A 13769-nucleotide genomic window follows, 5' to 3' on the forward strand; every position below is an offset into this window, starting at 1 on the left:
GCCGTGACCGGCGGGGTCTCCGCCCGTGACGGGGCACCCCATCACCCTTTCGGAGCGGCCCTATGTCTCGTCGCACGTTAGTGACTCGCGCCGTCGCCTCCGCGGCGACCGTCGCGTTCCTCGCCTCCCCGGCCGCGGCCGTCGCGGCGCCCGACCCCGCCACCGACGGCGGACCGTCGTCCCGGCCCTCCGCAGCCCCGCAGGTGGCGCGCGGCCCGGTCGACCCGGCCGACAAGATCACCACAGCGGCCACCAAGGCGTTCCGCGACGACAGCACCACCGACTTCTGGCTGCGGTTCGCCGGCGAGACCGACCTGTCGGCGGCCGGCGGCATCACGAGCTGGTCCGAGCGCGGCGACTACGTGTACGAGACCCTCAAGGCGGCCGCCGAGGCCTCCCAGGAGCAGGCGATCGCCGCCCTGGAGGAGTCCGGCACCGAGTACACCTCGTACTGGGCCACCAACGCGATCCTGGTCGAGGACGGCTCGCTCGCGCTGGCGACGGACCTCGCGGCCGACACGCAGGTCCTGGAGGTGCGCCCGACGACGCGGCACGCGCTCGAGGAGCCCGAGACGACCGACGGCGCCGTGCCCGACGCCGCGGCCAACTCGACGTACGGCATCAAGGCGATCAACGCCGACGACATGTGGGCCCAGGGCTTCACCGGCGACGGCATCGTCGTGGCCGGCCTGGACACCGGCGTGAGCCGCACCCACCCGGCGCTGGCCGCGCAGTACCGTGGCGCGACGTCGGGCAGCAACTACAACTGGTTCGACTCCACGGGCGGCGGCGCCACCAGCCCCCGGGACGACAACGGGCACGGCACGCACACCATGGGCACCATGGTCGGCACCGACGACGGTGCGATGAACATCGGCGTCGCCCCCGGGGCCGAGTGGATCGCGACGAACGGCTGCGCCGACGACTGCATGGACGCCACGCTCATCGCGTCCGGCCAGTGGCTCCTGGCCCCGACGCGCCTCGACGGCACCAGCCCCGACCCGGCCAAGCGGCCGCACGTCGTGAACAACTCGTGGGGCCTGTCCTTCTCGAACGACCCCTTCATGGAGGACGTGATCGGCGCCTGGGAGGCGGCCGGCATGTTCAGCACCTGGTCCAACGGGAACGACGGCGAGTACGGCTGCGAGTCGTCCGGCAGCCCGGGGTCGCGCCAGGCGTCCTACTCGGTCGGGGCGTTCACGCCGTCGGGCGAGATCGCGGCCTACTCCTCGCGCGGTCCGGGCCAGAGCGGGACCGTGAAGCCCGACATCGCGGCGCCCGGCAGCTCGGTCCGTTCGGCGGTCCCCGGCGGCGGGTACGAGCAGTGGTCCGGCACCTCCATGGCCGCTCCGCACGTCGCGGGCGCCGTCGCGCTGCTGTGGGACGCCGTGCCGGAGCTGGTGGGCAACGTGCCGGCCACCCGCGCGATCCTGGACGGTTCCGCCAAGGACGTGAACGACACCTCCTGCGGCGGGAACGCCGACGACAACAACGTGTGGGGCGAGGGCAAGCTCGACGTGCTCGCGGCCTACCAGGCGGCGCAGGGGCAGACGTTCGCCGCCACGCCCGCACCGGTGATCCACGCGATCGAGCCGTCCGTGGGCGGCGCGCTGGTCGTGGACCCGGACCCGGTCTGGGACCCGGTGGCCGACTTCACCTACCAGTGGCGTCGGGACGGCGCGATGATCTCCGGCGCGAACAAGTTCCTGTACCAGCCGCAGCCGGCGGACGCGGGCGCGCGGATCACCGTGACCGTCGTCGGCTCGGCCGACGGCTACCTCCCGACCGCGGTGACCAGTGAGCCCACCGAGCCCATCGGCATCGGTGACCTCCGGTCCGCCGCCCCGACGATCAGCCCGACCGCCAAGGTGGGCACCACCCTCTACGCGAAGTCGGGCACGTGGACCTCGGGCACCACGTTCACCTACCAGTGGTTCGCGAACGGCGCGGCGATCTCCGGCGCCACCGGCTTCACCTTCGTGCCCACCAGCACGCACCGCGGCAAGCAGCTGACCGTCACGATCTCCGGCAAGCGGGCGGGCTACGCGCCCGAGTCGAGCACGAGCCCGGCCGTCACGGTGGGCTATGGCGCGTTCGTGATGGCCGCGCCCCGCATCTCCGGGATGTCGTACCCGGGTGCCACCGTGTCCGCGGTCGCCCCGCCGGCCACGCCCGCGCGCACGACCACCACGTACCAGTGGAAGGTCGACGGCAGGAACATCTCCGGCGCGACGAAGTCGACGTTCAAGATCCCGACGTCGTACGACGGCCGCAAGCTCACGGTCACGGTGACCGGCAAGCGCCCCGGCATCTCGACGAAGTCCGTGACCTCGGCCCACGCCACGGTCGACGCCAAGTTCTCGGCGTCGCCCACACCCACGATCTCGGGCAGTGCCCGCGTGGGCGCGAAGCTCACGGTCAAGACCGGTACCTGGAAGCCGTCGCCCGCGTTCACCTACCAGTGGATGGCCGACAGCGTCCCGATCTCGGGCGCCACCAGCTCGTCGTACACGGTCAAGGGGCCGCAGCTCGGCAAGAAGATCTCGGTGGTCGTCACCGCCCGGAAGTTCGGGTATGCGACCGTCGTCCGGACCGGCGGGCCGACCGGTGCCGTCGCCAAGCCGGCCGCGGCGATCCCTGCGAACGGCGGGTTCCTCGTGGGCAGCAACAGCGTCACCCCGGGCACGTACGTGGCCCAGGCAGGGACGCGGTACTGCGCCTGGCAGCGTGAGTCCCGCTCGGAGGTCCTGGGTTGGGACTACGGGTTCGGGCAGCGGATCGCCGCCGTGAAGTCGACCGACTACGCCTTCTGGTCCGACGACTGCGGCGCGTGGAGCAAGTACTACTCGGGCATGGCGGCGCCGAGGACGCGCACGTTCAACAACGGCGTGTACGTACTTGGTGACCAGCTCCAGCGTGGCACCTACGTGACCAACGGCCCGGCCGACCCGGCGGGCTCCTGCTACTACGCCATCATCAACGAGTTCACCGCCGACGCGAGCCGTGACCAGCTCGCGGACTACGCCTCGGTGACCGAGCCCACGACGGTCACGCTGCCGTCCACGGCCAAGGGGTTCGAGACGTCGAACTGCACCTGGCAGCGGGTGAGCTGACGTCGCTACCGTCAGGCCTGCAGGTCACCGAGGGGTGACCTGCAGGCCTGACCTGTCTGCCGAGTCCTGTCCGCCGAGACCCGTCCGCCCCGACCCGCACGGAGACCTGGAGGCACGTTGGCCGACGAGTGGCGCCCCGGCATCCGGCGCGAGCTCCTGCCCGGCCGGTCCGAGGCCGAGCTCGCCGGGCTCTCGCTCGGCGCGGCGGTGGCCGGGATGACCGCCGCCGTGCTCGTCCTGGTCCTGCTGTTCCTCGACGCGCGGCTCTGGGTCTGGGCGCTCCTGCCCTCCACGGTCGCCGTCGCCGGGATCGCCGCGGGCGGACTGCTCGACCGGTCGGCGGCCCGGCGGCAGGTGCGGGAGGCGCGGGCCGGGTACACGACGGTGGCGACCGAGCAGACCGACCTGGAGTACGTCGAGCCCCGGACGGGCCTGCTCGTGCGGCACGCGGGCGAGCTGCTGACGACCTACGAGCTCCGGGCGCGGCTCAGCAGGGTCCGGGCGGCGCGGTAGCGTCGCCCGCATGACGACCGCAGACCGCCTCGCCGCGCTCCTCGAGAAGCACCCCGTCTGGGACGGGCACAACGACCTCCCGTGGGAGCTGCGCGAGCAGGCGTCCTACGACCTCTCCGCGGTCGACATCGCCCAGCGCCTCACCACCACCCACACGGACCTGCCCCGGCTGCGGGACGGCGGCGTGGGTGCCCAGTTCTGGTCCGTGTACGTGCCCGCCCAGCTCCAGGGCGGTGCCGCCGTGACGGCCACGCTCGAGCAGGTCGACTGCGTGCACCGCCTGGTCGAGCGGTACCCGGACAGCCTGCGGCTCGCCCGCACCGCGGCCGACGTCGAGCAGGCGTGGAGCGACGGGCGCATCGCCAGCCTCATGGGCGCCGAGGGTGGCCATTCGATCGACGGGTCGCTGGGCGTGCTGCGCATGCTCCACGCGCTCGGCGTGCGGTACATGACGCTCACGCACAACGACAACGTGCCGTGGGCGGACTCCGCCACCGACGAGGAGGTGCTCGGGGGCCTCTCGCCGTTCGGCGAGGACGTGGTGCGCGAGATGAACCGCATCGGCATGCTGGTTGACCTCTCGCACACCTCCGCGGGCACCATGCGGCACGCGCTGCGGGTCACCTCGGCCCCGGTGATCTTCAGCCACTCCAGCGCCCGCGCCGTCTGCGACGTCCCCCGCAACGTGCCGGACGACGTGCTCGGCGCCCTCGCCGCCAACGGCGGCGTGTGCATGGTGACGTTCGTGCCGCAGTTCGTGTCGCCCGCCGTGGCGGAGTGGCGGGCCGAGGGGGCCCGGGCCGCCGCGGAGGAGGGCATCGCGAACACCGACCTCGGCGCGTTCGAGCCGTTCATGGCGAGGTGGCGTGACGAGCACCCGCAGCCGCGCAGCACCCTGTCCGACGTCGTCGCGCACGTCGAGCACGTCCGGGAGGTCGCCGGCGTCGACCACGTGGGCCTCGGCGGCGACTACGACGGCACGCCCAACCTGCCCGACGGCCTGGAGGACGTCACGGGCTACCCCCGCCTGCTCGCGGCCCTTGCGGACAACGGCTGGTCCGACGCCGACCTCGGCAAGCTGACCAGCGGCAACACGCTGCGAGTGCTGCGTGATGCGGAGTCGGTGGCGGCCCGGACCGCACAGGGGTGACTCAGCTCGGGAGCTGGACGACCTTGCGCTGGAAGCCCAGGGCCACCTTCTGCAGCGACTCCAGCGGCTCCTGCTCGTTGTGGTAGCTGATCTGCCGCAGCATCGACCCGGACGACGCGAGCAGCGCGACGATCACGTCGCGTGCGTCCTCGCGCGTCTCGAGCGCCTCCTGCAACAGGTCCTGGACGTGAGGTGATCTGAGGCCGTCTTCTTCGGGATCGAGCAGCGCTGTCAGGAGCGCGATCGACAACGAGCTCCCGTGGATGCTTGCCATGGTGGTCTCCCCCGGTCGGGGCCCGGAGTCCCGGGCATCAGGCACCCGCGGGCTGGCCCGCGGGGTACTCGTCCGACGCCCCACCCCCTGTGGCCTCGGCCGTGCACCCTTGTGTACCGCACGTGAGAGCGTCGCGCCTGTTGACAGGGGCGAAAAGATGGCGGACGGCGGGGTGGCGCGGCGGTTCGGCCAGCCGGGTCAACCGTGCAGGATGAGCTGGAACACGACGTGGTCCTGCCACTCGCCGGCGATCTTGAGGTAGCTCGGCGCGAACCCGATGCGTTCGAAACCGACCTGCGTCAGCACCGCCTGCGACGCCGTGTTGTGCGGCAGCGTGGCCGCCTCGAGCCGGTGCAGGCCCAGCTCGTCCCGGGCATGGGCCGCGAGCGTCTCGACTGCCCTGGTCATCAGGCCGCGCCCGGTGAACCCGGCGTCCAGCCAGTAGCCGAGGTGCCCGTTCTCGAAGGCCCCGTGGACGACGTCGGTGAGGTTCAGCCGGCCCACGATGAGGCCGTCCGACTCGAGCACGGTGTGCAGCGCGCGCCCGGTCGAGTTGTCCAGGACCTGCGTCCACAGGCGTTCCCGGTGCCAGTCGGCGGTGTAGAACTCCTCGGGGCGTTCGGGCTCCCAGGGGGCGAGGTGCGCGCGGTTGCGGACGTAGGCGTCGGCGAGCGCGACGGCGTCGTCCTTGCTGAGCTCGCGCAGCGCGACGTCGGCCGTCAGTGCGGCATGGAAGGGCATGCTGCTCACGATAGTCCGGCGCCGTCGGGCACCGGGCCCGCGCAGCAGCCGAGCGTCACAGCAACCGGTCGACGAGCCCGTCGACGTAGTCCGGGGCGAGTGGGCCCATGCCGAACAGGACGCGGATGTACATCGGGGCCAGGACGTGGTCCAGCACGTCGAGCGCGTCGGGCGCGTGCTCGCCCCGCTCGCGGGCGCGGTCGAGCATGGACTGGAGCTGTCGGGTGCGTTCGGTGCGGATCTCGTCACGCGCCTGCTGCCCCTGCTGTCCGTCGCCGGACAGCGCGACGGCGAGGTGCAGCACCGCCGGACCGTCCGGTCCGGTGATCTCGCGGGCCACCTGGGCCGCGTAAGCACGCAGGTCGCCGGCCAGGCTCCCGGTGTCGGGCATCGGTGACCGCGAGTTGAGGCGGGTGAGCGCCGCGTCGGCGAGCAAGGTCTCCAGGTTGCCCCACCGGCGGTAGATGCTGCTGTCCGCCACTCCAGCGCGGGCGGCGACCTCGCCGACGGTGAAGTTGCCGTAGCCGCGCTCGCCGATCAGTTCGGTGACGGCCCGGTGGACCTGCTCACCGACGCGGGCGCTGCGCCCGCCGGGCCGTCGGGCTCCCTGTCGCTCGTTCATCTCCCTACCTTAACGCAGTTGGCACTTGCGTTTGCTGATCGGCTCCTCTATCGTCGCTTAACGCAGCCAGAGGCTGCGTTAGTGCCTTCGAGTGCCCGCCGCCCCGTTGACCGCGGCGGAGCGCAGCTGACGACGGAGAGGAATCCTCGTGACTGAACCGCATGTGGCCGGAGGCGGCCGGTCCTCCCGGACCGTGCTGCTGACGGTGACCTGCCTGGGCCAGTTCATGGTCCTGCTCGACAACACGATCGTCGGGGCGGCGCTCCCCGACATGCAGCACCGGCTGCAGACCCAGCTGACCGGGCTGCAGTGGATCGTCGACGCGTACGTCCTGCTGGTCGCCATGCTGCTGCTGTCCGGCGGCATCTTCGCCGACCGGTTCGGTCGCAGGAGGGTGTTCCTGACCGGCGTGGTGGTGTTCTCCGCCGCGTCGGTGCTGTGCAGCCTCGCTCCCTCGCTCGGCTGGCTGATCGTCGGCCGGGTGCTCCAGGGCATCGGGGCCGCCGCGCTGAGCCCCGCCTCCTTGGCCCTGCTCGTCGCCGCCCATCCCGTGCCGCAGGAGCGGGTCAAGGCGATCGGTCTGTGGGCCGGGCTCAGTGGGATCGGCCTGGCCGCGGGCCCCGTGGCCGGCGGCGCGCTGACCGACGCCTTCGGCTGGCCCGCCATCTTCCTGGTCAACCTGCCCGTCGGCGTGGTGCTGCTGCTGGTCGGTCTGCGCAGCCTGGAGGAGTCCCGCAAGCCGGGCGCCCCCGCGATCGATGTCCCGGGAACGGTGCTGTCGATCCTGGGGGTGGGCGTGCTGACCTACGGGCTGATCGAGGGCGGTGCCCGCGGCTGGACCTCGCCCGTGATCCTCGGCAGCTTCGCCGTCGCGCTGGTCCTCGTCGTCGCCTTCGTCGTCGTCGAGGCGCGCCGCTCCGCCCCGATGCTTCCGCTCCGGCTGTTCCGGCAGCGGCTGTTCACCGTGTCCAACGCCGCCATGGTCGTGGTGGGGTTCGCGCTCATGGGTTCGTCGTTCTTCTTCTCCCAGTACTTCGTGTACGTCCAGGGCGCCTCGATCCTGCACGCCGGCCTGCAGACCTTGCCGCTGTCCCTCGCCATGGTGGTCGTCAGCCCGTACGCGGGGCGGCTCGCCGCCAGGTACGGCTTCCGCGTCGTGGTCACCGGCGGCCTGGTCCTGGCCGGCCTGGGGCTGCTGGCGCTCGGCACCGTGCACGCCGACACCGGCTACGGGAACGTGTGGTGGCGGCTCGGGGTGGCCGGGATCGGTTTCGCCCTGACCATGTCCCCGCTGACGGGCGCCGCCGTCCAGGCGGTCAGCCCGCTCGAGGGCGGTCTCGCGTCCGGCATCAGCAGCACCACCCGCCAGATCGGCGCGGTGCTCGGTGTGGCGGTGCTCGGGGCTGTCGTCCGTGCCCGGCAGTCCGACGGCGCCACCTTCGAGGCTGGTCTCAACAGCGCCTTCGTCGTGGCCGGTGCCGTGGCGTTGGCCACCGCCGTGTGCACCGGCCTGTGGCTGGCGGGGTCCAGGTCCGCGGAGGACGTCGGGGCGCCACGTCGCCCGGCGCCCGGACCGGACGGTGGTGTCGAGCGGGAACTTTTCAGCCACGTTCGTAGTTGAGTGAAGTGGACTCAACTTTGCGAGGGTCAGCTTGCTTCCTGGCGAGCACCGGCTTAAGTTGAGTGCAGCAGACTCAATCTGTCGAAGGAAGGCAGCAGACATGGCACGCGCAGTAGGTATCGACCTCGGCACGACGAACTCGGTGGTGGCGGTCCTCGAGGGTGGGGAGCCCACCGTCATCGCCAACGCGGAGGGCTCGCGGACCACCCCCTCGGTGGTCGCGTTCTCCAAGACCGGCGAGGTCCTCGTGGGTGAGGTCGCCAAGCGTCAGGCGGTCACCAACGTGGACCGCACCATCTCCTCGGTCAAGCGCCACATGGGCACCGACTGGACGGTGGACATCGACGACAAGAAGTACACCGCGCAGGAGATCTCGGCCCGCATCCTGGGCAAGCTCAAGCGCGACGCCGAGGAGTACCTGGGCGAGCCCGTCACGGAGGCCGTGATCACGGTCCCGGCGTACTTCAACGACGCCGAGCGCCAGGCGACCAAGGACGCCGGCCAGATCGCCGGCCTGGACGTCAAGCGCATCGTCAACGAGCCCACCGCGGCCGCGCTCGCCTACGGCCTGGAGAAGGGCAAGGAGGACGAGCTCATCCTGGTCTTCGACCTCGGTGGCGGCACGTTCGACGTCTCCCTGCTCGAGGTGGGCAAGGACGAGGACGACTTCTCGACCATCCAGGTGCGCGCCACCTCCGGTGACAACCGCCTCGGTGGTGACGACTGGGACCAGCGCGTCGTGGAGCACCTCATCAAGCAGGTGAAGAACTCCTCGGGCGTCGACCTGTCGAAGGACAAGATCGCCCTGCAGCGCCTCCGTGAGGCGGCCGAGCAGGCCAAGAAGGAGCTCTCGTCCGCGACGAGCACCAACATCTCGATGCAGTACCTCTCGATGAGCGAGAACGGCCCCATCCACCTGGACGAGAAGCTCACGCGGGCCCAGTTCCAGCAGATGACGCAGGACCTCATCGACCGCACCAAGGCGCCGTTCCACGCCGTGATCCGCGACGCCGGCATCTCGGTGTCGGACATCGACCACGTGGTGCTCGTGGGTGGTTCCACCCGCATGCCCGCCGTGACCGAGGTCGTCAAGGAGCTCACCGGTGGCCGCGAGCCCAACAAGGGCGTGAACCCGGACGAGGTCGTCGCCGTCGGCGCCGTGCTGCAGGCCGGCGTCATCTCCGGTGACCGCAAGGACGTCCTGCTGATCGACGTCACCCCGCTGTCCCTCGGCATCGAGACCAAGGGTGGCGTGATGACCAAGCTCATCGAGCGCAACACCGCGATCCCGACCAAGCGCAGCGAGGTCTTCTCCACGGCGGACGACAACCAGCCGTCCGTGGCGATCCAGGTGTTCCAGGGCGAGCGCGAGTTCACCCGCGACAACAAGCCGCTGGGCGTCTTCGAGCTCACCGGCATCGCCCCGGCCCCGCGCGGCGTGCCGCAGATCGAGGTCACCTTCGACATCGACGCGAACGGCATCGTGCACGTGTCCGCCAAGGACCGCGGCACGGGCATGGAGCAGTCGATGAAGATCACGGGCGGCTCCGCGCTCCCCAAGGACGACATCGACCGCATGGTCAAGGACGCCGAGCTGCACGCCGAGGAGGACAAGAAGCGGCGCGAGGAGGCGGACACCCGCAACCAGGCCGAGGCCTTCGCGTACTCCATGGAGAAGCAGATCGCGGACAACCGCGACAAGCTCCCGGCCGAGGTCGTCACCGAGGTCGAGGCGGACATCGCCGCCGTGAAGTCCGCGCTCGAGGGCGAGGACGCCGACGCCGTGAAGAGCTCGTACGAGAAGCTCGGCGCGTCGTCGCAGAAGATCGGCGAGGCGCTGTACGCGGCCGAGCAGCCCGCGGCGCAGGGTGCCGAGGGCGCCCCGCAGACGGCGAACGCCCAGTCCGCCAAGGACGAGGACGTCGTCGACGCCGAGATCGTGGACGACGAGGACGAGCGCAAGTGACGGACGAGCACCAGCAGGGACCTCCCGAGCCCGAGGGCTCGGGGGAGCACCCCTTCCAGTTCACGGACAAGCGCAAGGTGAACGCCTCCGGCGACGAGGCGCGACCGGCCGAGCCCGCTCCGGCGGACGACGCCGCCGCGGCGGACGAGTCCGCCGCGAGCCCCGCACCGGAGGACGCGCCGGCCGACCCGCTGGCCGGGCTCGACTTCGAGCCCTCCGGTGACGCCGCCGAGGCGTCCGAGGTCCTCAAGGCCAAGGCGGAGGCGGCGGAGCACCTGGACGCGCTGCAACGCGAGCGGGCCAGCTTCACGAACTACCGCAACCGGGCGCTGCGCGATCAGGACGCCGCGCGCGACCGGGGCGTGCAGGACGTGCTGGCGGCGCTGCTGCCCGTGCTCGACGACGTCGAGCGCGCGAAGCAGCACGGCGAGCTGAGCGGTCCCATGGCGGCGATCGCGGAGAAGCTCGACCAGAGCCTGCAGAAGTTCGGCGTCGAGCGGTTCGGCAAGGTGGGGGAGGAGTTCGACCCCACCCTGCACGAGGCGCTCATGCACTCGACCGACGCGGACGCGACGGCCGCCACGGTGAACCTCGTGGTGGAGCCCGGGTACAAGATCGGCAACAAGGTGGTCCGGGCGGCGCGCGTAGGCGTCGTCGGACCGGAGTGATCCGCCGGTGGCCGAGCTGGTCGAGACCTTGGTCTCGACCAGCTCGACCACCGGTGTCGACGCGGAAGGAGGTGCCATGACCGGTCAGGACTGGATGGAGAAGGACTTCTACGCCGTGCTGGGCGTGTCCAAGGACGCCGACGACGCGGCCATCAAGAAGGCCTACCGCAAGCTCGCGCGTCAGTACCACCCCGACCAGAACCAGGGGAACGCGGCGGCGGAGTCGAAGTTCAAGGAGATCGGCGAGGCCTACGCGGTGCTCTCCGACCCGGAGCAGCGCCGCCAGTACGACGCCGTGCGCGCCATGGCGGGCGGCGCCCGCTTCTCGGCGGGTGCCGGCGGCGCCGGTGCCGGCGGGTTCGAGGACATCATGGGTGCCATGTTCGGCGGCGCCCAGGGCACGGGCGGCCGGGGCGGGCCACGCGTCCGCTACCCGCAGGGCGGGAACGGCGGCTTCGAGGACATCCTCGGCTCCATGTTCGGCGGAGGCCGGACGGCCTACGGCGCCGGCACCACCGGGTACGCCACGCCGACCTCGGGCGCGGACGTCGCCGCCCAGGTGACGCTGCCGTTCCGGGCGGCCGTGGAGGGTACGACGGCGGAGCTCGAGGTCAACGGCCGCACCATCACGGCCCGGATCCCCGCGGGGATCAACGACGGCAGGAAGATCCGGCTGCGGGGCAAGGGCCGGCCGGGAGTGGCCGGCGGCCCCGCGGGCGACCTCGTCGTGACGGTGCACGTCACGCCGCACCCGGTCTGGACGCTGGACGGCGTGGACCTGCGCATGACCGTGCCCGTCACGTTCGCGGAGGCGGCGCTCGGCACCACGCTGGAGGTACCCACCCTGGACGGCGCCACGGTGCGGCTCAAGGTGCCGGCGGGCACGCCGTCGGGCCGGGTGCTGCGCGTCAAGGGGCGCGGCGTGCAGACGGCGAAGGCGACCGGCGACCTGCTCTTCACCGTGCAGGTGGCCGTGCCGCAGAAGCTCAGCAAGAAGGCCAGGCAGGCGCTCGAGACGTTCGCCGCCGAGAGCGACGGCGAGGACGTGCGCGCCGGGCTGGCCGCGCGGGCGGCGGAATGACGGCCGGTGCGGTGGGGCGGCTGCCCTGCCGCACCGGGTTCGGCTAACCTGCCCGCACCAACAGTGCAAAACAGACTTGGGAGGTGCGCATGGTCGACGACGACACACCCGTGCTCACCGTGTCCAAGGCCGCCGAGCTCGCGGGCATGCACCCGCAGACGCTACGGCAGTACGACCGCCTCGGCCTGGTGGTGCCCCGGCGCACGCGCGGCCGCGGCCGCCGGTACTCGCGCCGCGACGTGGCACGCCTGCTGCAGGTGCAGCAGCTCGCCCAGGGCGAGGGCATCAACCTCGCCGGGATCAAGCGCATCCTCGACCTGGAGGCGCACGTCTCCGTGCTGGAGGAGCGCCTCGGTGACCTGCTGATGCGGGTCCAGGAGGAGGGGCGCGTGTTCGCCGCAGGTCCGGCGGCGGGCGACGTCGTGGTGGTCCAGCGAGGTCAGCGCGTCCGCAGCGCGGCGGTGCGCGTGGACCTGGAGCACCGTGCCGCCGGTGGGGGTGCCGTGGTGCTCTGGCGGCCGGCCCCGCGGCGCGAGGAGTGACCGCGTCCTCGACGTCCGGTTGATTTCAGCAATGGCATTCTTTCGTTAATCAAGAATACTCGCGAGAGTATAGGTAAGGCATTCCTTGCTCCACGCGATCTCCCCTTTCGGAATACGATCGATGTATTCCGCAGGAGTGACGCACCGAGCGAGGAGAGATGCCATGAGCACGCTGATGGAAATGCCCGAGGTCGTCGAGTGCTCGATCGACGGCTGCGGGTACAACCACGAGCACGGCTGCCACGCCGGCGCCGTCACCATCGGAGGGCACGCGGGCGACGCCTCCTGCGCCACGTTCATCCCGCTGAGCACCAAGGGCGGCCTGGAGAAGGTGATCGCCCACGTCGGCGCCTGCCAGCGCGCGGAGTGCACCCACAACGACCACCTGGAGTGCAACGCGGCGTCGATCCGCGTGGGACCGGGCCCCGAGGACCCGGGGCACGCCGACTGCCTCACCTTCGAGCAGGCCTGAACCCTCGCGCACGGCTGAGGCCGGGCGCGAGGCGTCCGGCGCTCAGCGCGCCAGGTGGTCCAGGAGGAGCAGTGCGTCCCCGTGCGTCCCGGGAAGCCGCTCGACCCACACCCGGGTCGGGCGGCGCACCTCTGTCGTCAGGCCGAGCACCTCGGCGTTGCGCTCCACGACGCGGCGCAGCGACTGGCCGAGCTCCGCCGTCGTCGGGCCGCGCTCGCACAGCACCACGAACGTGCCGTCGCCGACGGCCGCCATCGGGTGGCCCTCGCCGAACACCTGGTGCAGGGTGCGGCCGATCGCGGCGGAGCGCGCCAGCCGCTGCCAGGTGTCGAGGTTCTCCAGGCCCACGTCGAGCACCAGCAGGCAGTGGGACTCGCCCGCGGTCGAGCCGGTGCGCTGGGCGACACCGTAGGTCTCGCGCAGCCGCTCGCCCAGGTACTCACCGGTGGGCAGGCCGGTCGAGGGGTCGTGCGTGGCGATCTGGTAGGGCACGCGCTCGCGCTCCCCGACCCAGCCGATCGCCGCGGCGCGCAGCGCGCCGACATCCGTGGGCCGCCCGAAGGCGGCGTAGAGGCAGGCGACGTCGTCCAGGGCCTCGGTGATTCCCGCACCCACCCCGGCGCGCGCCGCACCGAGCCGTTCGGCCGGCGCGATCACGCCACGGCCCTCGGCCAGTGCCTCTGCTAGCGCTTCTGCGGCGGGGTGCTCCCAGTCGTTCGGCCGGATCCAAACCGACGCCAGACTCGTAGCGCGCCACCGCTCGCGCAGGTCGTGCACACGCACCCGCGCCTCCTGCTGTGCCTCGCTCATACTGATGGGACCCTCACGGGGATACATCATGACGCACCTTCGAGTGTGACGTGCCGGACTTCACCCGGGCATCACCCCGGAATCTGGAATTCCACCCCCTAAAACTTCCGCCTGGCTCTATAGTCTTGGCAGGACGGCGACAGTCAACGGCAGCGCGACCACCGCGAGAGTCTGGGTAGACGTGAGGCAAGTCGAG

At 71.6% G+C, this 13769-nt stretch carries 13 protein-coding genes; 9 read left to right on the forward strand and 4 right to left on the reverse strand.

Annotated features, from left to right (window positions below; translation table 11 throughout):
• The first annotated feature begins 62 nt into the window (after positions 1-62).
• The 3 genes from ACZ7LE_RS21885 to ACZ7LE_RS21895 all read left to right on the forward strand — a co-directional run bounded on the left by ACZ7LE_RS21885 (position 63) and on the right by ACZ7LE_RS21895 (position 4776).
• The gene (locus ACZ7LE_RS21885) at positions 63-3113 is read left to right on the forward strand and encodes a S8 family serine peptidase (protein ID WP_470405363.1); all 3051 of its coding nucleotides are present in this window, start codon (positions 63-65) and stop codon (positions 3111-3113) included.
• 117 nt (positions 3114-3230) lie between these two features.
• Positions 3231-3626 carry a hypothetical protein gene (locus ACZ7LE_RS21890; protein WP_470405364.1) on the forward strand — a complete coding sequence of 132 codons (396 nt, stop codon included), beginning with the start codon at positions 3231-3233 and terminating at the stop codon, positions 3624-3626.
• A gap of 10 nt (positions 3627-3636) precedes the next feature.
• Positions 3637-4776 (forward strand): dipeptidase, encoded by a 1140-nt coding sequence (locus ACZ7LE_RS21895; RefSeq protein ID WP_470405365.1) that lies wholly within the window; start codon positions 3637-3639, stop codon positions 4774-4776.
• Between the two features lies 1 nt (position 4777).
• Here ACZ7LE_RS21895 and ACZ7LE_RS21900 read toward each other — a convergent pair whose 3' ends face one another.
• The 3 genes from ACZ7LE_RS21900 to ACZ7LE_RS21910 form a co-directional block, all read right to left on the reverse strand.
• On the reverse strand, positions 4778-5050 hold the full coding sequence (locus ACZ7LE_RS21900) for a hypothetical protein (RefSeq protein ID WP_026366117.1): 273 nt from the start codon (positions 5048-5050) through the stop codon (positions 4778-4780).
• A 198-nt stretch (positions 5051-5248) separates the two neighbouring features.
• On the reverse strand, positions 5249-5791 hold the full coding sequence (locus ACZ7LE_RS21905) for a GNAT family N-acetyltransferase (RefSeq protein WP_470405366.1): 543 nt from the start codon (positions 5789-5791) through the stop codon (positions 5249-5251).
• 55 nt (positions 5792-5846) lie between these two features.
• On the reverse strand, positions 5847-6413 hold the full coding sequence (locus ACZ7LE_RS21910) for a TetR/AcrR family transcriptional regulator (protein WP_470405367.1): 567 nt from the start codon (positions 6411-6413) through the stop codon (positions 5847-5849).
• Between the two features lie 148 nt (positions 6414-6561).
• Between ACZ7LE_RS21910 and ACZ7LE_RS21915 the strand changes: the two genes are divergently transcribed.
• The 6 genes from ACZ7LE_RS21915 to ACZ7LE_RS21940 all read left to right on the forward strand — a co-directional run bounded on the left by ACZ7LE_RS21915 (position 6562) and on the right by ACZ7LE_RS21940 (position 12763).
• Positions 6562-8034 (forward strand): MFS transporter, encoded by a 1473-nt coding sequence (locus ACZ7LE_RS21915; protein ID WP_470405368.1) that lies wholly within the window; start codon positions 6562-6564, stop codon positions 8032-8034.
• A gap of 100 nt (positions 8035-8134) precedes the next feature.
• Positions 8135-10000, forward strand: a complete 1866-nt coding sequence (dnaK, locus tag ACZ7LE_RS21920; RefSeq protein ID WP_470405369.1) for a molecular chaperone DnaK — start codon at positions 8135-8137, stop codon at positions 9998-10000.
• Positions 9997-10668: a nucleotide exchange factor GrpE gene (gene grpE, locus ACZ7LE_RS21925; RefSeq protein WP_470405370.1), complete on the forward strand. Its 672-nt coding sequence runs from the start codon at positions 9997-9999 to the stop codon at positions 10666-10668. Before dnaK ends, grpE begins: the two co-directional genes overlap by 4 nt.
• A 76-nt stretch (positions 10669-10744) precedes the next feature.
• On the forward strand, positions 10745-11749 hold the full coding sequence (locus ACZ7LE_RS21930; RefSeq protein WP_470405371.1) for a DnaJ C-terminal domain-containing protein: 1005 nt from the start codon (positions 10745-10747) through the stop codon (positions 11747-11749).
• Positions 11750-11838: 89 nt separating this feature from the next.
• On the forward strand, positions 11839-12291 hold the full coding sequence (locus ACZ7LE_RS21935; RefSeq protein WP_400550038.1) for a heat shock protein transcriptional repressor HspR: 453 nt from the start codon (positions 11839-11841) through the stop codon (positions 12289-12291).
• 163 nt (positions 12292-12454) lie between these two features.
• Positions 12455-12763, forward strand: a complete 309-nt coding sequence (locus ACZ7LE_RS21940; protein ID WP_470405372.1) for a DUF1540 domain-containing protein — start codon at positions 12455-12457, stop codon at positions 12761-12763.
• 42 nt (positions 12764-12805) lie between these two features.
• On the opposite strand, the gene ACZ7LE_RS21945 is transcribed toward ACZ7LE_RS21940, so the two are convergent.
• Positions 12806-13573, reverse strand: coding sequence for a nucleotidyl cyclase domain-containing protein (locus ACZ7LE_RS21945; protein ID WP_285107839.1), 768 nt, complete (start codon positions 13571-13573; stop codon positions 12806-12808).
• Positions 13574-13769: the final 196 nt, after the last annotated feature.

Source organism: Promicromonospora sp. NPDC110617 (assembly GCF_055598465.1).